The sequence below is a fragment of the Blautia sp. HCN-20427 genome (genome assembly GCF_037890365.1).
Classification (GTDB): Bacteria; Bacillota; Clostridia; order Lachnospirales; family Lachnospiraceae; genus Blautia.
Window position 1 is genome coordinate 64,009 of the sequence record NZ_JBBKBX010000014.1, and the last position, 17,956, is coordinate 81,964.

Below are 17,956 nucleotides of genomic sequence, written 5' to 3' on the forward strand. Positions count from 1 at the left end.
AGCTTACAGTTCTACCACTCCGATGTAAGGCAGGTTTCTGTATTTCTGTGCATAATCCAGTCCATATCCTACCACAAATTCATCCGGGATATTGAAGCACACATAATCCACCTTCACATCTTTTACTCTGCGTTCCGGCTTATCCAGAAGGGTACACAGACGCAGGCTCTTGGGATTTCTCTGTTTGAGAATTTCTATGAGATGGCTAAGCGTACGTCCGGAGTCAATAATGTCCTCCACAATCAGCACATCTTTTCCTTCAATGGTTTCATCCAAATCCTTTACAATGCGGACCACACCGCTGGAACTGGTATCGTCTCCATAGCTGGACACAGACATAAAATCCATGCTTACCGGCACTGTAATTCTCTTGGCCAGTTCACATGTAAAGAATACGCCTCCCTTTAACACACAAATCAGATGTACGCATTTTCCTTCGTAATCTTTGCTGATTTGCTCTCCGATTTCACGGATTTTACGGTCTACTTCCTCTTCGCTTAATAACTGACGAATTTTTTCACTCATCTTCGTTTACTCCTTTTACCTGTACTTTTAATACTTGTTTTGTCTGACTGGTAACTTTATAATATTCGCTTATGCGGTATCCCACAATCCACAGAATATGGGAACCGTCTGCCAGAAGAGTGAGTTCTTCTCTCTTCTCTCTTGGAATCTTACAGTCAATAAAATAGTCCTTCAGCTTTTTTCTTCCCCCCTGCGCATTTACAGTAAGAAAATCACCGGTTTTCCGGTGTCTGATTTCCAGACTACTCCTTATTCTATCATAATCAAACCATTTCGTATATGTTTTTTCCTCAATTTGCCCCTTTTCCCAGGGCAGTATCTGAAATTCCATTTCACAGAGCGTTTTTTCCCTCTCGTTCCCATAAATGATATGAACATCTCCGTAGACCTGACGGGCCAAAAGCCCGCCGGGCAGAGACAGGGAAGTACCGGTGCGCCCCTTGGCCAAATCCAGCACCTCCTGAATATGTGTGGACGTAAGATTCTTTCTTCCCCCCGCAGCCCGGGACAATACTTCCCTCACCACATAAGACTGCATCAATTCTTTTTCCCCGAAAAGTTCTTTGCGGATACCATATCCGTTCTTTTCCGGTTCTACATGGGCTTTATACAGTATGTGCGCCTGGCTTTGCAGATATTCTTCTATCTGCAGCATAGTCCCGGCTGTATGCCCGATATGCTGCACCGCTGCCGGATTCATGCTCTCCAGCACCGGAATCACCTGATGGCGAAGTTTATTTCGGGTATATTCCGTTTCCAAATTGGTACTGTCTGTCATCCAGGTAATCTGCTGTGCTCTTAAAAATTCTTCAATTTCATTTCTGGAAACCTCCAGAAGAGGTCGGATATACCACAGGCTCCCCTGCTCTGTATCCGTGTCCCATACGGGGCGGATTCCCCCAAGCCCCGCTGCACCTGTGCCGCGTATCAGATTGTGAAGCACGGTTTCCGCATTGTCATTTTCATGGTGTGCCAGAGCAATCTGTACCTTTTTTTCTCCGCTCCCCCCTTGCGGCTTCCCGTATTCCCCTGCCAATTTCTCAAATGCTGTTCTTCTGGCCTCTCTTCCCGCTTCTTCTAAGGACAGCTTCTTTTCGGCAGCCATACGGGGTACATCTGCAGCATATACCCGGAAAGGTACCTGGAGTTCTTCGCAGATTTTTTCTGAGAAGTTCTGGTCCCGCAGGGCTTCCCCTCCCCGAATTCCATGATTGACATGCAGGGCACAAAGGGAAAATTCCCGTCTTTTCTGATACTTCTTTAATAAAAACAACAGGCATACCGAATCCGCACCACCGGAAATTCCGACTATGACCTGGCTGCCCGTTTCTATCATGTTGTATTTCTCTATATAGGAAAACACCTTTTCTTCCATGTTCATTTTATTCTTACTTCCTCCATAGTCCTGCCGTAAGAACCGTCATATCGTCTGTAGCTCTGTATTCGCTGTATGTAAGCACCCGTTCCAGAATCCCTCTGCCCAGTTCCTGCGCTGCACTTGCACGAGTCTGGAGAATAATTTCTTTCATCAGTTCCTCCGGTTCTTCCGGCGGCAGCGCATCCAGCACTCCGTCTGTCACCATAATCAGAAAATCCCCCTCATACAGCTTCTTGGCCGAGGATTCAAAGTCTGCCTGCTGCACCAGCCCCAGAGCCAGACTGGTAGAGGAAATGGCTTCTACCCAGTGGTCCCGCTTAATAAATGTGGTTGCCGCTCCTGCTTTGAGAAAATGGCACACACCGGAATACAAATCCACCATGGAAATATCCACAGTAGAAAATCTGCCGTTGCGGCTTTTCAGATTCAGTACTGAATTTACCATTTTTGCCGCCGTCTCTCCGGAAAATCCCGCTTCTACCAACTGCTCCAGAGTATCCACAATACTCTCACTCTCCCGGCACGCCTCAATCCCGGAACCCATACCGTCAGAAAGACACATGAAAAACTGCCCGTTCTCCTCCGTGGCACAGGTATAATTGTCTCCGGAAATGGTTTCTTTTTCCTTGGTTATCTTCACAGCCCCGTAGAGCATTTTGAAATTGACTTCCTCTGCAAATCCCATAATGGCAAAGTCCCTGTTAATGAGGGTTTTCCCCTCCGCCCTGGCAACCATGCGGCTGCCGCACATGCCGGAGAGAACGGCCGCCGCCTCTCCTGATGAAATACAGCCGCCTTTTGTCTTTAATTCCGCATAGTACCGGACTTTTCCGTCCGGCTGGTCCAGTCTCCACACGTTCCGTACCAGAATATGTTTCTTCTTCAGTCTTCTGGCAAATTCTTCCCGAAACTGCACGTCCGCCTCTGCCATATCAAATAGATCTCTGGAAAGGCTCTTCATCAGCTGTGCCATCTCAGAAAGCTGCTCTGCCACAGCCACACGGTTTTCCAGAAGCTTGTTATTCCAGATAAGATTCTGCCTCTCCCGTTCTACCATTCTCTGCAGTTCCTGCACCAGTTTTCCCTGGCTGATACAGACCTCCATCAAATCCGCCTTGGCCTTTCGGAACTCTTCCTCGTCATTTTCTTCCAGGACGCGAATCAGATGATAAACGCTCTGATAGGACTGGACAGAATGTTGAATCCAGCAAGTCTGGTGCAGATGACACCTGCGGCACAGCCCTTCCTGTACCTCTGTCACCATGGCGTCGACCTCTGAACTGGAGAGATAATCTTTCCGGTAAGGCAGACCATAGAAGCTGTCCGCCAGCTTTTGAAAAGAATCTGCATAGCGCTGCATTTTTTCTTTTTGCGGGTGCTGGTCATAAGCCAGAGTTGCCGCACTTTTCTTCATCTCTGAAAAAATAGTTTTTGCCATGTCCCGTAATATAAGCAGTACGCTGATTACGAGCATGGCAATTATCCATTCCTGCATCTCGTTCCCTCCCTGCATAAGCAACCGCTATCCATGGAGTATTATAGATGCTTTTGTTTTCAAACTTTGTCAAAAACCGTCTTCCCGTCCGGAAAACTTTCAGACAAAATCCGTCTTTTGTTTTCTACTTTTCCTCTTCTTTAAATACAATTTCGTTGTCTTTCACAAGACCCAGCTTTTCTCTGGCTACCTCTGCCACATACTCATCCGTGTCCATACGCTCTTTTGTCTCATCAATTTCCTTTGTACGCTCGTTTTCCTCGTCAATCTGGCTCTGCACTTCTTTCATTTCTGTCTTACAGTCCGAAATCTGCTGCTGCAGATTCAGGCTCATGGTCATCATGGCAATAAACAGGACACCGACTACAAAAGTAATACTAAGCATCGCGATTCCGTTCTGGTTCATTCTTTTTTTTCTTTTTTTCATTTTTCCATTTCCTGATTTTCTGCATAACTTTTGCTTCATATAGAGAGATTTTAACTCTATCCCATAAAAATTTCAACCTTTTTCTCCACTTTCTCAAGGGGTTTATAAGAACTCCCAGAAAATGAAAAATCTTTCGGAGCACTTTTGGCAGCCAGGTCACCAGAACGCTTCCGGGACCTGCATGGAAGACAAAGCCGCCAAGGAACACGGCCAGAAGGGCATACGTCCGAATCACACCGTCATTTTCCCTGTAAATCATACCAAAAAGATAAATCCCGGCACAGCACCAGTACAAAATGTCCTCCGCACCGGTCAAAAAGGGGCTGTGGGACACCAGCCTGCGAAAAATACGAAGGAGGTCATAGCCTGCAGCCAGGCAGGCTCCGGCCCAGAAAGCCCGGCAGAAGAAAAGCAGTTCCTCATGCATATAGGCGCTCACGGTTTATCCCAGAAGCCTTTTCAGCATACCTTCTCCGCCCTTCATCTTTGCAGTGCCCTGGCTGTACAGCAGACTGTCCACCCGGCCTGCAAGGTCTACCTCCTGTTTTTCCAAATCCAGCCTTGTCACATGGAGGTCTTCACCTTTCACAGTAAGTACTCCTGCCTCGGTTACCAGACTGATTTCCTTTTCGTCAAAAGAATTCACATCCTTCACCCCTGTGACACTCCCTGTATTTCTGTCTGTAAGCTGGATTTTATGAACTGCTTTTCGCTGTTTTTCTTCCAAAACCGACTTCCCCCATACACTTCTTCCTGAACCATTATATGGGAAAAGCAAGACAGATATACCTGCCCTCTCTTAGAGATATTGAAACAACTCTGCAGCAGCCTCTTTCTTCACTGTTTCCTGTACGTCCAGCACTTCTACCCGGACGTTTTTGCTTCCAAAGCGGATTTCCAGAATATCTCCTGCCTTTACCTGGGCCGACGCCTTGGCAGGTTTGTCGTTAATCAGTACCCTTCCCGCGTCGCAGGCCTCGTTGGCTACGGTTCTGCGCTTAATCAGACGGGATACTTTCAAATATTTGTCAAGTCTCATACTCTCACTCCTTTACCAAGAGCCTTCTTTTCATTTCCTGTACGCAAATGAAAAGAAGCTGTCACATCCTGAAATGCAACAGCTTTCCTTGCCTAAAATAAATAAGTTGCTTATGCGTTTACTAAATCTTTTAAAGCTTTTCCTGCTTTGAACTTTGGAGATTTAGATGCTGCAATTGTCATTGTTTCACCTGTCTGAGGATTTCTTCCTTCTCTTGCTGCTCTTTCAGAAACTTCAAAAGTACCGAATCCAACTAACTGGATTTTTTCACCTTTCTGCATTTCTTCTGATACAACATCAATGAAAGCCTTTAAAGCTGATTCTGCATCTTTTTTAGATAACTGTGATTTTTCTGCCATAGCAGCAACTAATTCTGTTCTGTTCATGAGTATTTCCTCCTAAATAATTTAGCCTTGCAGAAAAAGCCTGCCGTGGCGGCCTATCCTGCTTCTGATAATCTCTTATAGTTACCGCCTATTCGCGCGGTCTACAGATATTTATACCTTGTTTCTACAGGTTTGTCAAGCATATTACCGTGTTCTTCACAGGACATTTACGGTATTTACATCATTTTGTCAATCAGTTCTTTCACTTCGTTTCCAAGTGCTGCGGATTTTGCATCTGCATCCTCTAAAGAAGTGCCTTTGATACCGTAATAAATCTTAATTTTCGGTTCCGTACCGGAAGGACGAACGCAAACCCAGGCATCATCATTTAAGTCATAATACAGCACATTGGAGTTTGGAAGACCGGTTGCCTTCACTTCCTTTGTTTCCATATCCACAATAGTGTCTGCCTTGTAATCTCTTGCGGAAAGCACCTTGTAATCACCAATCTCTGCCGGCGGGTTCTTTCTCAGGTTTTCCAGGATGGTCTGAATCTTTTCCAGTCCTTCGATGCCTTTTAAGGTAATGGACTGAATGTCGTCTTTATAGTAACCGTATTTTTCATACATTTCAATCATGGCGTCCCAAAGAGTCATGTTTTTGGTTTTATAGTAAGCGGCTGCTTCGCACAAAGCCATAGTAGCCACAATAGCGTCTTTATCTCTTGCATGGGTACCGATAAGGCAGCCGTAGCTTTCCTCAAAGCCAAACAGGTAAGTCCCCTCCCCTTTGGTCTCAAAGCCCAGAATCTGCTGTCCGATGTACTTAAATCCGGTCAGTACTTCGATAAATTTCACGCCGTAATGTTTTGCAATGGCAGCGGCCATATTGGTGGTAACAATGGTGGAAATCATTGCGCCGTCAGCCGGAAGTGTGCCGTTTACCGCTTTTCTCTGTCCGATTTCATAATCGGCCAGCAGACAGCCGGACATATTTCCGGTCAGGGTGTGGTATTCCCCTGTCTTGCTGTCTTTTACACGGACACCCAGACGGTCTGCGTCAGGATCGGTTGCCAGTACCAGGTCTGCGTCCACTTCCTTAGCCAGTTTCAGGCCCAGGTCAAAGGCTTCGTCTGCTTCCGGGTTGGGATAGCTGACAGTAGGGAATTCTCCGTCAGGCAGTTCCTGCTCTTTTACCACATAGACATGTTCAAATCCCAGCTCTTTTAACACACGTCTTGCAGGAATATTTCCTGTGCCGTGCAGAGGGCTGTACACAATTTTCAGTTCTTTTGCCATGGCTTTGATAGCGTCCATATGAATCACCTGGCTCTTTAACTCTTCCATGTAAGCATCGTCAATTTCCTGTCCGATGACTACGAAAAGTCCTGCTGCCTTTGCAGCTTCTTCGTCCATGGTTTTCACGGTATTATAATCTGTTACTTTCTGCACTTCTCCCATAATACCGGAGTCATGAGGCGGTGTAATCTGTGCGCCGTCTTCCCAGTATACTTTATAGCCGTTGTATTCCGGCGGGTTATGGCTTGCAGTGATGTTAATACCTGCAATACATCCTAATTTGCGCACAGCAAAAGACAATTCCGGTGTGGGTCTTAACGAATCAAAAATATAAGCTTTCACGCCATTGGCTGCCAGGCAGAGGGCTGCTTCTTTTGCAAACTCCGGTGACATACGGCGGGAATCATGGGCAATGGCAACGCCCTTGGCCTGTCCGCCCACGGCTGCAATATAATTTGCCAGTCCCTGTGTTGTCTTTCTCACCGTGTAAATATTCATACGGTTTGTACCTGCACCAATGACACCGCGCAAACCGGCTGTACCAAACTCCAGATCTTTATAAAAACGTTCTTTAATCTCATTTTCATCCTTTTCAATGGCTTTCAGTTCTGCTTTTGTATTTTCGTCAAAATACGGATTGGCAAGCCACTCTTCATAAAGTTTTTTGTAGTCCATCTCTATTACCTCCCTGTGCAGCTTTCTTTTGCCGCGCAATTCTTTTTGTGGTTATTATACACTATCATAGGTCAAAATTCAAATACTGCACAGGCATTTGTCACATTTACATCCCTGTTTTTTCTGAAAAATTTCGCCATTTGTCGTGTTGTGACGTGATTTTCTTTAATTTTTCCACATTTTTTTCCGAAATCCACGCCTTATTGTGCGTGTAATAATAATTAGCCAATTTCCAGTATTTCTCCGGATAGGAAAAACGAATGGACAGATATTCTCTCTCCTCTTTAGAAAGCGGGCGGATTTCTTCATACGTCTCCAGAAGCTTTTCCCCCAGTTTTCTGTCCCAGTCATATTTTTCCATAATTTTCCTCATAAACTGATATAAGTCTGCTACCTGTACATCGAAGCTCCATTTATCAAAATTCGTCACTGCCGCATGTTCATGGTCTTTTAAAATCCAGACGTTATGCTGATTATATTCCCCGTGGCAGACCGTACCCTCCCCCAAAGCATGCTCACGCAGTTTCTCATATCCGGAGGACTCCAGCCTGTCAAGGGCTGTCTCTCCATGCTGCAGAAAGCACTGGATACTGTCCAGAAACTGCAGTTCAAAATCATTCTTTTTTTTCTTGGCGGACACAAATTTTCTGATTTTGCGAAGTTCCGCATTGTGCCTTCTGTATTCCTGGGACAGGGATTCCCGGACATAATGCTCCTGCACCGGCATTTTCATTACTTTATGTAAACTTGCCAGAGCAGCCGCCCCGGTACAGATGTCCTCTTCACATCTGGTATCACACTCTCTCCCCTCATACCACCGCTTCACAATATACGGCACATTCTCCTTGTCCAAAGACATATAGCCGCCTTCCAGATTGGGCAGAATTTCGTCTGTCAGCACCTGGCTTTTCCCGGAAATATCGGACAAAAGAAGAGCCTGGCATTCCAATTTTCTGGGTGTACCGCCAAACTCTTTTATCAGCACTCTTCCCTGTCCTGTTTCACAGACAAGGGCTCCTCTTGTGCGGTACACGGCATTGGACTCCAGGCCGTATTGCTCTAAGACACTTAATCCACGGTCATACACTCGCTTCTCCCCCTTTTATTCTTGCTTCGCGCTCTTTTCATTCTATGCACGAAACCTGGGGGTTAGAAGCCGTGTTCACAAGGATTCTCTTACCTTTGAGAGCAGATATTCTTTTGTATTTTTCTCCGGGTCTTCCAGAACCAGTTCCAGAAAGGCATTTAAGGTATCTCCTATTTCTTTTCCCGGCTTCATGCCTGCGGCAATCAGGTCTTTTCCGGACACTGCCAACATCTTTACGGAAATGCACTCCTGCTTTCTCTGGATTTCTTCATAGAGCCTGCGGCTCTCTTCCAGTCTTTCCAGCTTTTCCTCTCTGCGGTATTCGCTCTGAGCCAGCACATCCGCCCTGCGGATTTTCAAAAGTACGGGAAACAGCTCTGCATCCATTTTGCTCAAAGCCCGTCTAAGAGACCTTGGCGTACACTCCCATGGACATTCATGCCAGGATACCAGCTCCGTCACCTTTCGAATGGTATCATTGTCGAACCGCAGCCTGCGCAGGATTTTTCTCGCCAGTTCTGCGCTTACTTTGGGATGTCCATGGAAATGGTCAAGACCCTGCTCGTCTGTGGTCCGCATGGCCGGTTTTCCCATATCGTGAAACAGTACAGCCAGCCGCTGCACCTTGTCCGCTTCTGTGTATTCCAGCGCCTTTAAGGTATGTTCCCCTACGCTGTAACAGTGGTGCGGTGTATTCTGAGGGGTTTCCATCATGGCATCAAACTCCGGCAGCACAATTTGGGTGATTCCCAGTTCCCACGCAGTTTTCAGATACTGGGGATGAGCGGAGACCAAAAGCTTCACCAGTTCTGTCTGTATCCGTTCCGCACTGATTTTCTCCAGGGTAGGTGCAAGCGCCTTTGCCCAATATGCAGTATCTTTTTCTATGGCAAATCCAAGCTGTGCAGAAAACCGTACGGCTCTTAAAATCCGCAGGGCGTCTTCTGTAAATCTCTCCCGTGGATTTCCCACACACCGGACAATTTGGCTCTCCAGATCCCGGATTCCGCCAAACACATCCACCAGACCCGTTTCATCATTGTACGCCATAGCGTTGATGGTAAAATCTCTGCGTTTTAAATCCTCTTCCAGATTTCCCGTGAAAATCACTTCCTTGGGGTGGCGGCTGTCTTCATACTCCCCGTCAATCCGGTAAGTGGTAACCTCAAAGCCTTCCTTTTCCATAAGCACGGTTACAGTTCCATGCTGCAGGCCCGTGTCCACGGTTCTTTTGAAAATTTCCTTTACTTCCATAGGCTTTGCAGAAGTGGTAATATCCCAATCTGCGGGAGAACGGTCAAGGAGGCTGTCACGAACACAGCCTCCTACCGCATAAGCATCATATCCCTGTTCCTGCAAAGTCCTGATAATCCTCTGTACCTTTTTCGGAACTTCAAGCTTCATAATTAATATGCACGCCCCCAGTAAACCATTTTTTTGGCCGGTTTTCCGCAGACAACACACTTATCAGACAGATTTTCCTGCTCAAAAGGAATACATCTGGAGGTTGCCTGTACGTCTTCTTTAATCTTATCCTCACATTCTCTGCAGCCGCACCACATCGCTTTCACAAAGCCCGGTTTTTCTTCCACGGTCTTCTGAAAGCTTTCGTAATCGGTCGCTTCATAAGTGTGCGCTTCTCTGTGTGTTCTGGCTCTCTCCAGCATGTCCTTCTGCATGGTATCCAGAATCTGCTGTACGCTTTCTGCCAGATTATCAAGGGAAACCGTAATCTTTTCTCTGGTATCTCTTCTTACTACAACGGCCTGATTGGCTTCCATATCTTTAGGACCACATTCGATACGAACCGGAATACCTCTCATTTCCTGCTCTGCGAACTTGAATCCCGGACTCTTGTCTGTCACGTCTGTCTTCACGCGGATACCTGCTGCCTTTAACTGTGTCTCCAGCTTCCGGGCATTTTCCAGCACGCCTTCTTTTCTCTGCTGAATCGGAATGATAACTGCCTGCACGGGAGCAATTCTCGGCGGCAGTACCAGACCGCTGTTGTCCCCGTGTACCATGATAATTGCGCCAATCATACGGGTTGTCATACCCCAGGAAGTCTGGTGTACATACTGCAGTTTATTTTCCTTATCTGTATACTGAATACCGAAAGCCTTTGCAAAGCCGTCGCCGAAATTGTGGCTGGTACCGGACTGCAGCGCCTTTCCGTCATGCATAAGGGATTCAATGGTATAAGTAGCCTCTGCACCTGCAAATTTCTCTTTGTCTGTTTTCTTTCCCTTGATAACCGGAATCGCCAGCACTTCTTCGCAGAAATCTGCATAAATGTTCAGCATCTGTATCGTTCTTGCCTCTGCCTCTTCTGCAGTTGCATGTGCGGTATGTCCTTCCTGCCACAGAAATTCTCTGGAACGAAGGAACGGTCTTGTGGTTTTTTCCCAGCGCACAACCGAACACCACTGGTTATACACCTTTGGCAAATCTCTGTGGGATTGAATTTCTTTTGCATAGAAATCGCAGAACAGAGTTTCTGAAGTAGGACGCACACAAAGTCTTTCCTGCAATGGTTCCAGACCTCCGTGTGTTACCCATGCCACTTCCGGCGCAAAACCTTCTACATGGTCTTTTTCCTTCTGTAAGAGACTTTCCGGAATAAACATAGGCAGATATACGTTCTCCACCCCTGTTTCCTTAAATCTTCTGTCCAGTTCGTGCTGAATGTTTTCCCAGATTGCGTAGCCTGCCGGTTTGATAACCATACAGCCTTTTACACTGGTGTAATCAATCAAGTCCGCTTTCTTTACTACGTCTGTGTACCATTGCGCAAAATCTTCTTCCATAGAGGTAATGGCCTCTACCAGCTTTTTGTTGTTTGCCATAACATTTCTCCTTTTTTCTTATTTGCTTCTTTGTAAGTGTGTCTCCGGCGCAGCGTGTGCTTTCTTAAATAAAAATAAAAAAAGACACGCTCAGCCCTGTTATCAGGGACCGATATGTCTTCGTCTCGGCGGTACCACCCTTCTTAGCCGTCCTGTCTTTCTCTTCTATATCTAAAATCCGGACTGCTCACTTCCTTTGCTCTTTTAACGCCAAAGCCCGCGTTCTGCTTTTCGCAGACAGCTCCAAGGCAGGTTCTGTATACTTCCCACAAAAGCCTTTCACCGGACGGCTTTCTCTCTTTGGAGTTCCGTGTACATACTATTCCTCTTCTTCGCCTCTTTGATATTTTATCCAATTCAAGGGCAGAGGTGTTTCTGAATCTATATGAAAAACCTTCTGCTATTTTGAATTTTATTGGAATTTGAAGCGTTTGTCAAGAGGCGGCACATATTTGTTGACAAATCTTTGAAAACCCGTTATACTGTAAACTACCGTGCAGCCGGGGAGATAGCGGTGCCCTGTACCTGCAATCCGCTACAGCAGGGGTGTTGCCAAACCGAGGGATTTCTTCTTGTGAAGCTGCCCTCTATAAGTGGCGTTGACGTTTGGGTCTTACGCAACAGGAATCTGTGAACCGTGTCAGGGCAGGAATGCAGCAGCACTAAGCAGAAGCTCTTGTGTGCCGTGAGGGTGCCTGGGCCGAGTTAACTGTAGAGGTAACGTTCATGAGAGAATTTCGAAGGGCGGCGCACGGTGAAAAAATTTGAATTACGTTCTGATAACACATTTCCAGTGGCAGATAATCCTGCTTATATTTCCACTTTCTATTGCATAAACTGAAAAAAAGAGGTTCTTTTGGTCTATGAATCACTGGATACTCCAACTCATGGGTACATATGGCTATGTGGGAATTGCGTTTCTGATTATGATAGAAAATATCTTTCCCCCCATTCCATCTGAAGCCATCCTCACCTTCGCCGGATTTCTCACCACTTACACCACTCTGCACATACCGGGCGCTATACTTTCCGCGACTTTTGGCAGTCTGCTGGGAGCTATTTTTCTGTACGCGCTTGGAAAACTGCTTTCCCCTTCCAAAATGGATTCCCTGATTTCCGGACCCGTGGGAAAAGCTCTTCGTTTGAAAAAAGAAGACATTCAAAAAGCCATGGCCTGGTTCGACAGCAAAGGAAACTATACGGTCTTCCTCTGCCGCTTCATTCCCATTGTCAGAAGCCTGATTTCCATTCCCGCAGGTATGGCAAATATGAATTTTCCACGTTTTCTGTGGCTCACTGTCTGGGGCAGTCTGCTGTGGAATACCATTCTCATTTCCCTGGGAGCCTGGGCCGGCGCTTCCTGGCAAAAAGCAGCCCGGTATTTTGGAAATTATACCAGGGCTGCCAAAATCGTTCTCCTTATTTTCCTGTTTACAGGTCTGTTGCTCTTTCTCCGAAGACAATGGGCAAAAAAACCTTCCGACTAACGCTGTCTTCCCAAGGCTTCCTTCACCTGCCGGATATATTCCGGAGTTGTTCCACAGCACCCGCCTACAATATTCGCACCGATTTCTGTCATGCGCTTCATATGTCCGGCAAACTCCTCTGCTCCCATGGAGTATACCGGACAGCCGTTTTCATCTATCACCGGCATACCGGCATTGGGTTTCACAATCAATGGAATCTGCACTCTTTTTCTCATATTTTCTACCACGGAAAACAACTGATCCGGTCCGGTAGAACAGTTGATTCCCACAGCAGCGGCTCCCATTTCCTCCAAGGTCTCCACTGCTTCATAAATATTTCCGCCGAAAAACAGACTGCCGTCCGATTCCACGGTCAGCGTGCACATAACCGGAAGTTCCCCTGCCGCTGCATCCAGCACAGCCATAGGCTCTGTCACTCCCAGCATGGTTTCTGCCACCAGCAGGTCTGCTCCTGCTTCCATCAGCGCCTCGATCTGCTCCCTGTATGCGCCCAGGAGTTCTTCATAAGGCAGTTCCTGTTTTCCCGTGGTAGTCAGGTCTCCGGCAATGAGGCAGGAATCCCCCACAGCCTGTCTGGAAATGTCCACCAGACGCAAATTCAAGTCCCGGACATGTTTTTCCAGACCGTGATTTTGCAGGCTTATGGCATTGGCCGAAAAGGTAGGGGCATAAACAATCTGAGACCCTGCCTCTTGATAGGCCTTCTGCAGCCTGGTAATAGCCTCCGGGTTATCGCAAATCCACTGTTCTGTGCAGACGCCTCTCGGCATACCGGCTTTCATCAGATTGGAACCTGTAGCCCCATCTAAAATTACAATGTCCTGTTTCACCAGATTTTGAAATTCCTGTTTTGTCATAATCCCAGCTCCTTTTCTTCCTGTTTTTTCTTTGCCTTTTCCTCTCTCAATTCTTTAAAGAATCCAGTCAACATACTGCTGCACTCCTCTTCCAGAACCCCTTTTGTCACTTGTGCCTTATGATTAAAGCCATCCATTTCCAGCAGATTCAGCACCGAACCCGCACATCCTGCTTTGGGATTCATGCTGCCTATGACCACCCGGTCGATTCTGGCCTGGATAATGGCTCCTGCACACATCTGACAGGGTTCCAGAGTCACATAAAGGGTACAGCCCTCCAGTCTCCAGTCCCCCAGTTTCTTGCTGGCCTTCCGGATTGCGTTGATTTCCGCATGGGACACAGTATTTTTATCTGTATTTCTCCGGTTATATCCTCTGGCAATGATCTTCCCTTCATATGCAATGACACAGCCAATGGGAACTTCTTTCAATGCATACGCTTTCATAGCCTGCTTCTTTGCTTCTTTCATAAACTTTTCATCTTCTGTCATACTCTGTCCCCTTTCACGGAACTATCCTGTTATACAAAAGGAGCATCGCTTGACATGCGTGAAAAGCGACACTCCCCATTTTCCAAGCGGAGACAGTGGGATTCGAACCCACGTGCCCTTGCGGACAACCGCATTTCGAGTGCGGCTCGTTATGACCACTTCGATATGTCTCCGAACAGCTTTTATTATATATCGCACTCCCTGGCGGGTCAAGTAGAAATATTGCTGTTTTGCCCGGCGGCTGCCAGAACCATGTTGTTTGCTGCAGCCACCGGCCCTCTTTATTCCATCCCCTGGGGTCTGTCTATCATGCGGTACCAGTATCCGAAATACCGGGAATGTCCGTTGGCTCCTCCTGTTTCCTTGAAATAAGGAAACCCGAACATTCCCGCCATCAAAGCTTCCTGGCTCTCGTAAACCCCCGGAACACCCAGAATGTACCTGCCGTCTTCTTCCCGTTTTCCTATAAGCAGGTGTCCGTACCTGGAAAATCCATGCCTGAGAAAACGATTCGTCAGCAATCCTCTGTCTCTTCTGTTTAAAATTCCCAAATCCCCGGGAGTAATTTTCCGGCACTGGGTAATTCCATTATCACAGAAAGAAGGCAGTTCCGTCTCTCGTTTCAATATTTCATCTGCACGTTCAACTTCTTCCGGTTCTGCGTCAAAATCTTCCTCCTCCATCTCTTCTCTATACTCTGCTGTCCCATTCTCTTCTGCATTTTCAGGTTCTCTTTCCATATCTTTTCCCGGATTCTGCATCGGCTCTTTTACCGGCTCTCTTACAAGCGTTTCTTCCTCCGCCTCTTCCTGCAGATTTTCCTCCCTGTCCTCCTTTTCCGAAAAACGGCTATCGTTCTCCTCTTCTCCCTCTATGTATTCCTCCGTCTGCGCAGCCTGCACTTCTCTGCTCTCCTTCTCTATTTCCCGCTGCTGTGCCTTTGGAATCTTTATTTCCTGCAGGTTTACCGGCAGTTCATCCCAACCGCTTCCATACAGTTCTCCGGAATCCGCCAGCAATATCAGGCCGCATAAATCCCCAAGCCCATATCGGCTCTCTCCCATATGTTCTTCGGGTGTCTCCAGTTCAAATTCTACCCGTTCTCCTGCCAGATTGCAGTCTCCCAGAAAAATGCCCGTACACCCGCCTTCCTCCCGCACATATCCATATACTTTCGCCGGTGCTGTTTCCTTTTCATAAATCCCTGTGAGTTTACAGCGCATACGGCAGGTGCCATTACGGGCTTCCACTTTGATAAAACCTCTGCCCTCCCCCTTTCTTCCTTCTCGGTATTCATACACATATGCTATAAATCTGCGATAACCGGACATATATCCTCTCTTCTGAAACTTTATCCTTAAAATATATGTATTCCCATCCTGCCTTAGAACCCGAAGGATTTTCTCAAATTTTTTTCATATTTTTGTTGACATTTCCAATTTTCTTATATATAATATCATTTGTTGAACACACATTGACATCGAAGCGTGGCTCAGTTTGGTAGAGCGCTGCGTTCGGGACGCAGAGGTCGCGTGTTCGAATCACGTCGCTTCGATTCGTTATGAAAGGTGCCGGGAAGTCTTGTTTTATAGACTTTCCGGCGTTTTTTCTTTTTCACAGCTCCACTTGAACCCCCTCTTTTTAAGGAGTTACACAGAATCCTCTCAAAAAACGCATTGTGCAAACTATTACTTTGCACTTCTTTCACTTTTTTCTGGATTTCCTGCTCAAGTAGTTTTATAATAGTAACCAATAGTAACTCTGGGGTTACAGTAAGGAGCGTATATGAAATGTCAAAAGCAGATGAATTCAAAAAAAAATTAATGTTAGATGAAATTGTATTTTACAGCATTTGCGGAGAAGATGACCGCAAGAAAATATTAAATGAAATGAATATGTCCTTTGATGATTTTCGCCGTCTGTCTCTTCTGACAGATTATCTGGAATTAAATGCCCTGCATAAATTTATTCAGGACATGTATGAGTACAAATTCCTGGACGAAATCGAAGAACTGTGGCAGAAATGCCAGAACAATCCTGAGCTCTTATCTTCTATGATTCTGGATACAGGCACATGGCTGGACAATTTCTGGAAACAGGCCCCTAACGACACTGTGTCCTATCTTCTGCATGAAATTTTTGAAGCCGGGCTTTCCAAAGAGAAAGATACCACGTTCGATGATTTGAATTTGAATGAATATAGCTGGACATAAAACGATTTATATTTATTTAAGAAAGGAATCTGTAATGGAACAACTGCCATCCTCATTTTTATCCCGCATGGAACAAATGCTGCAGGAGGAATACCCTGCTTTTTATAAAAGTTATGAAGCACCGCGTAAATTCGGTCTGCGCGTAAACACCAACAAGATTTCCGTGGAGAAATTTCTGGAAATCTCTCCCTTTTCTCTGACCCCCATTCCCTGGGTGTCCAATGGTTTCTTTTACGGCGAAGAGGAACGGCCTTCCAGACACCCCTACTATGCCGCCGGGCTGTACTATCTTCAGGAACCAAGTGCCATGACCCCTGCAGAACGGCTGGAAATCACACCGGGGGAATATGTGCTGGACCTATGCGCCGCACCGGGGGGAAAAGCCACGGCCCTGGGCGCCAAACTGCAGGGAAAAGGCTTTCTCGTGGCTAATGATATCAGTAATTCCCGTGCAAAGGCCCTGCTGAGAAACCTGGAGCTTTTCGGCATCCGCAACTCCATGGTCACCAACGAAACACCCGGACGTCTCGCCGGATATTTCCCGGAATTTTTTGATAAAATTCTGGTAGATGCTCCTTGTTCCGGGGAAGGTATGTTCCGCAAAGACCCCGATGTTGCCAAGACCTGGGACGAAACCCGTCCGGAATTTTTCGGAAAAATCCAGAAAGACATTATTGCCAACGCCATTTCCATGCTGAAACCCGGCGGCAGGCTGCTGTACTCCACCTGTACCTTTTCCCCCGTGGAAAATGAAGGTCTGATTTCCTATGTTCTGGAACACTTTCCTGAGATGAAACTGTTGGATATTGCCCCTTATGAAGGCTTTGCCCCCGGCTATCCTTCTCTTGGAAACAACGATGAACGACTGGCAAAATGTGTCCGCATTTTCCCTCACCGCATGGATGGAGAAGGCCATTTTCTGGCTCTTATGGAAAAAGAAGGAACCCTGACTCCCTCTTCTGACAGACCAAGAACCAAACTGGACAAGATTTCCCAAAAACTTCTGGAAGATTTTTTCCAAAATGTATCCGCGCCCTATGATTTTCAGAAAATGGAAGTCCGGGGCAGCAATGTATATTATCTGCCGGATAAAGACACCTGCAGCTTAAAAGGTATTAAATTTCTGCGGAACGGACTGTTTTTAGGCGAATTAAAGAAAAACCGCTTTGAACCTTCCCAGCCCTTCGCCATGGCTCTTTCGGGAGAGGACTATGCGCACGTGATAAACCTATCTTCCTCTGATGAAAGAATCGCCCGCTATTTAAAAGGAGAAACTCTGCTTCTTTCCGAAGCAGAAACCCCGGCCCAAAACGGTTGGCAGCTGGTATGTACTGACGGTTTCCCTCTTGGATGGGGAAAGGCTGTGGGCAGCACTCTGAAAAACAAATATCCATCCGGCTGGCGTCAGATGGGATAATTCCTCTTTTCGCACGTAAAAAAAGCCCCAGACCATTTCCGGTCCCAGGGCTTTTTTGCGTTTTCCTTATTCTTCTGCTGCTTCCTCTAAAGGTTCTTCTGCAAGTACCTGTTCATATTTTTCCAGAATAATATTCTGTATTCTTTCACGTGTTGCTGAATTAATCGGATGTGCAATATCCCGATATTCTCCATCTGTGGCTTTACGGCTTGGCATAGCAATAAACAGGCCCTTCTCTCCCTCAATGACTTTAATGTCATGTACTACAAATTCCTCGTCAATGGTAATGGATACCACCGCCTTCATTTTGCCTTCCTTTGCTACGCGTCTTACTCTTACGTCTGTGATGTTCATACAACCTTCCCCTTTCCTAGCCGCCTTATGCAGTCGTGCTT

19 protein-coding genes, 2 tRNA genes, 1 other RNA gene and 1 other annotated feature are annotated in these 17,956 nt (G+C 46.5%); of the genes, 5 read left to right on the forward strand and 17 right to left on the reverse strand.

Annotated features, from left to right (window positions below; translation table 11 throughout):
- Positions 1-3: 3 nt before the first annotated feature.
- The 12 genes from hpt to proS form a co-directional block, all read right to left on the reverse strand.
- Positions 4-525: a hypoxanthine phosphoribosyltransferase gene (gene hpt / locus WKT17_RS09975; RefSeq protein ID WP_173748106.1), complete on the reverse strand. Its 522-nt coding sequence runs from the start codon at positions 523-525 to the stop codon at positions 4-6.
- Positions 518-1,906 (reverse strand): tRNA lysidine(34) synthetase TilS, encoded by a 1,389-nt coding sequence (gene tilS / locus WKT17_RS09980; RefSeq protein ID WP_294542533.1) that lies wholly within the window; start codon positions 1,904-1,906, stop codon positions 518-520. The genes hpt and tilS overlap by 8 nt, the downstream gene beginning before the upstream one ends.
- A gap of 7 nt (positions 1,907-1,913) precedes the next feature.
- Entirely contained in the window at positions 1,914-3,398 is a 1,485-nt protein-coding gene (locus WKT17_RS09985; RefSeq protein WP_291683458.1) for a SpoIIE family protein phosphatase, read from the reverse strand.
- 124 nt (positions 3,399-3,522) lie between these two features.
- Complete coding sequence (locus WKT17_RS09990) at positions 3,523-3,825, reverse strand: FtsB family cell division protein (RefSeq protein ID WP_226853503.1); 303 nt, start codon at positions 3,823-3,825, stop codon at positions 3,523-3,525.
- A complete protein-coding gene (yabQ, locus tag WKT17_RS09995) occupies positions 3,776-4,264 on the reverse strand; it encodes a spore cortex biosynthesis protein YabQ (RefSeq protein WP_173748087.1) in 489 nt (162 codons plus the stop codon). The genes WKT17_RS09990 and yabQ overlap by 50 nt, the downstream gene beginning before the upstream one ends.
- A 3-nt stretch (positions 4,265-4,267) precedes the next feature.
- Positions 4,268-4,552: a sporulation protein YabP gene (gene yabP / locus WKT17_RS10000; protein WP_173748085.1), complete on the reverse strand. Its 285-nt coding sequence runs from the start codon at positions 4,550-4,552 to the stop codon at positions 4,268-4,270.
- A 72-nt stretch (positions 4,553-4,624) separates the two neighbouring features.
- Positions 4,625-4,864: an RNA-binding S4 domain-containing protein gene (locus tag WKT17_RS10005; protein ID WP_173748083.1), complete on the reverse strand. Its 240-nt coding sequence runs from the start codon at positions 4,862-4,864 to the stop codon at positions 4,625-4,627.
- Between the two features lie 110 nt (positions 4,865-4,974).
- A complete protein-coding gene (locus WKT17_RS10010) occupies positions 4,975-5,250 on the reverse strand; it encodes an HU family DNA-binding protein (protein ID WP_111920462.1) in 276 nt (91 codons plus the stop codon).
- Between the two features lie 176 nt (positions 5,251-5,426).
- The gene (locus tag WKT17_RS10015) at positions 5,427-7,163 is read right to left on the reverse strand and encodes a phospho-sugar mutase (RefSeq protein WP_173748081.1); all 1,737 of its coding nucleotides are present in this window, start codon (positions 7,161-7,163) and stop codon (positions 5,427-5,429) included.
- A gap of 106 nt (positions 7,164-7,269) precedes the next feature.
- Complete coding sequence (locus WKT17_RS10020) at positions 7,270-8,250, reverse strand: CotS family spore coat protein (RefSeq protein ID WP_173748079.1); 981 nt, start codon at positions 8,248-8,250, stop codon at positions 7,270-7,272.
- A gap of 75 nt (positions 8,251-8,325) precedes the next feature.
- Entirely contained in the window at positions 8,326-9,654 is a 1,329-nt protein-coding gene (locus tag WKT17_RS10025) for a CCA tRNA nucleotidyltransferase (protein ID WP_173748077.1), read from the reverse strand.
- Between the two features lie 2 nt (positions 9,655-9,656).
- On the reverse strand, positions 9,657-11,096 hold the full coding sequence (proS, locus tag WKT17_RS10030; RefSeq protein ID WP_173748075.1) for a proline--tRNA ligase: 1,440 nt from the start codon (positions 11,094-11,096) through the stop codon (positions 9,657-9,659).
- Between the two features lie 101 nt (positions 11,097-11,197).
- Positions 11,198-11,438 (reverse strand) — a binding site (T-box leader).
- 150 nt (positions 11,439-11,588) lie between these two features.
- Here proS and ffs point away from each other — a divergent pair.
- An RNA gene (ffs, locus tag WKT17_RS10035) (signal recognition particle sRNA large type) lies at positions 11,589-11,851 on the forward strand.
- 108 nt (positions 11,852-11,959) lie between these two features.
- Entirely contained in the window at positions 11,960-12,583 is a 624-nt protein-coding gene (locus WKT17_RS10040; protein ID WP_173748073.1) for a DedA family protein, read from the forward strand.
- On the opposite strand, the gene WKT17_RS10045 is transcribed toward WKT17_RS10040, so the two are convergent.
- From WKT17_RS10045 to WKT17_RS10060, 4 genes are all read right to left on the reverse strand, one after another.
- Positions 12,580-13,440 (reverse strand): homocysteine S-methyltransferase family protein, encoded by an 861-nt coding sequence (locus tag WKT17_RS10045; RefSeq protein WP_291683457.1) that lies wholly within the window; start codon positions 13,438-13,440, stop codon positions 12,580-12,582. The two genes, WKT17_RS10040 and WKT17_RS10045, sit on opposite strands and share 4 nt — an antisense overlap.
- A complete protein-coding gene (gene tadA / locus WKT17_RS10050) occupies positions 13,437-13,931 on the reverse strand; it encodes a tRNA adenosine(34) deaminase TadA (protein ID WP_173748069.1) in 495 nt (164 codons plus the stop codon). The genes WKT17_RS10045 and tadA overlap by 4 nt, the downstream gene beginning before the upstream one ends.
- An 87-nt stretch (positions 13,932-14,018) precedes the next feature.
- Positions 14,019-14,104, reverse strand: a tRNA-Ser gene (locus WKT17_RS10055).
- A 108-nt stretch (positions 14,105-14,212) separates the two neighbouring features.
- The gene (locus WKT17_RS10060; RefSeq protein ID WP_173748067.1) at positions 14,213-15,262 is read right to left on the reverse strand and encodes a DUF6128 domain-containing protein; all 1,050 of its coding nucleotides are present in this window, start codon (positions 15,260-15,262) and stop codon (positions 14,213-14,215) included.
- 150 nt (positions 15,263-15,412) lie between these two features.
- Between WKT17_RS10060 and WKT17_RS10065 the strand changes: the two genes are divergently transcribed.
- From WKT17_RS10065 to WKT17_RS10075, 3 genes are all read left to right on the forward strand, one after another.
- Positions 15,413-15,486: transfer RNA gene (locus WKT17_RS10065), tRNA-Pro, on the forward strand.
- 235 nt (positions 15,487-15,721) lie between these two features.
- Positions 15,722-16,144: a hypothetical protein gene (locus tag WKT17_RS10070; RefSeq protein ID WP_173748065.1), complete on the forward strand. Its 423-nt coding sequence runs from the start codon at positions 15,722-15,724 to the stop codon at positions 16,142-16,144.
- Between the two features lie 34 nt (positions 16,145-16,178).
- Positions 16,179-17,561, forward strand: coding sequence for an RsmF rRNA methyltransferase first C-terminal domain-containing protein (locus WKT17_RS10075; RefSeq protein WP_173748063.1), 1,383 nt, complete (start codon positions 16,179-16,181; stop codon positions 17,559-17,561).
- Between the two features lie 66 nt (positions 17,562-17,627).
- Here the strand turns inward: WKT17_RS10075 and spoVG are convergent, their stop codons facing one another.
- Positions 17,628-17,915 (reverse strand): septation regulator SpoVG, encoded by a 288-nt coding sequence (gene spoVG / locus WKT17_RS10080; protein ID WP_173748061.1) that lies wholly within the window; start codon positions 17,913-17,915, stop codon positions 17,628-17,630.
- Between the last annotated feature and the right edge of the window lie 41 nt (positions 17,916-17,956).

Excerpts from the sequence above, each read along its gene's own strand:
- WKT17_RS10040 (WP_173748073.1), top strand. The coding sequence starts at position 11,960 with ATGAATCACTGGATACTCCAACTCATGGGTACATATGGCTATGTGGGA.
- WKT17_RS10025 (WP_173748077.1), bottom strand. The coding sequence starts at position 9,654 with ATGAAGCTTGAAGTTCCGAAAAAGGTACAGAGGATTATCAGGACTTTG.
- WKT17_RS10045 (WP_291683457.1), bottom strand. The coding sequence starts at position 13,440 with ATGACAAAACAGGAATTTCAAAATCTGGTGAAACAGGACATTGTAATT.
- tadA (WP_173748069.1), bottom strand. The coding sequence starts at position 13,931 with ATGACAGAAGATGAAAAGTTTATGAAAGAAGCAAAGAAGCAGGCTATG.
- WKT17_RS10015 (WP_173748081.1), bottom strand. The coding sequence starts at position 7,163 with ATGGACTACAAAAAACTTTATGAAGAGTGGCTTGCCAATCCGTATTTT.
- WKT17_RS09985 (WP_291683458.1), bottom strand. The coding sequence starts at position 3,398 with ATGCAGGAATGGATAATTGCCATGCTCGTAATCAGCGTACTGCTTATA.
- spoVG (WP_173748061.1), bottom strand. The coding sequence starts at position 17,915 with ATGAACATCACAGACGTAAGAGTAAGACGCGTAGCAAAGGAAGGCAAA.
- WKT17_RS10075 (WP_173748063.1), top strand. The coding sequence starts at position 16,179 with ATGGAACAACTGCCATCCTCATTTTTATCCCGCATGGAACAAATGCTG.
- WKT17_RS10070 (WP_173748065.1), top strand. The coding sequence starts at position 15,722 with ATGTCAAAAGCAGATGAATTCAAAAAAAAATTAATGTTAGATGAAATT.
- hpt (WP_173748106.1), bottom strand. The coding sequence starts at position 525 with ATGAGTGAAAAAATTCGTCAGTTATTAAGCGAAGAGGAAGTAGACCGT.
- proS (WP_173748075.1), bottom strand. The coding sequence starts at position 11,096 with ATGGCAAACAACAAAAAGCTGGTAGAGGCCATTACCTCTATGGAAGAA.
- WKT17_RS09990 (WP_226853503.1), bottom strand. The coding sequence starts at position 3,825 with ATGAAAAAAAGAAAAAAAAGAATGAACCAGAACGGAATCGCGATGCTT.
- WKT17_RS10005 (WP_173748083.1), bottom strand. The coding sequence starts at position 4,864 with ATGAGACTTGACAAATATTTGAAAGTATCCCGTCTGATTAAGCGCAGA.
- WKT17_RS10060 (WP_173748067.1), bottom strand. The coding sequence starts at position 15,262 with ATGTCCGGTTATCGCAGATTTATAGCATATGTGTATGAATACCGAGAA.
- tilS (WP_294542533.1), bottom strand. The coding sequence starts at position 1,906 with ATGAACATGGAAGAAAAGGTGTTTTCCTATATAGAGAAATACAACATG.
- WKT17_RS10010 (WP_111920462.1), bottom strand. The coding sequence starts at position 5,250 with ATGAACAGAACAGAATTAGTTGCTGCTATGGCAGAAAAATCACAGTTA.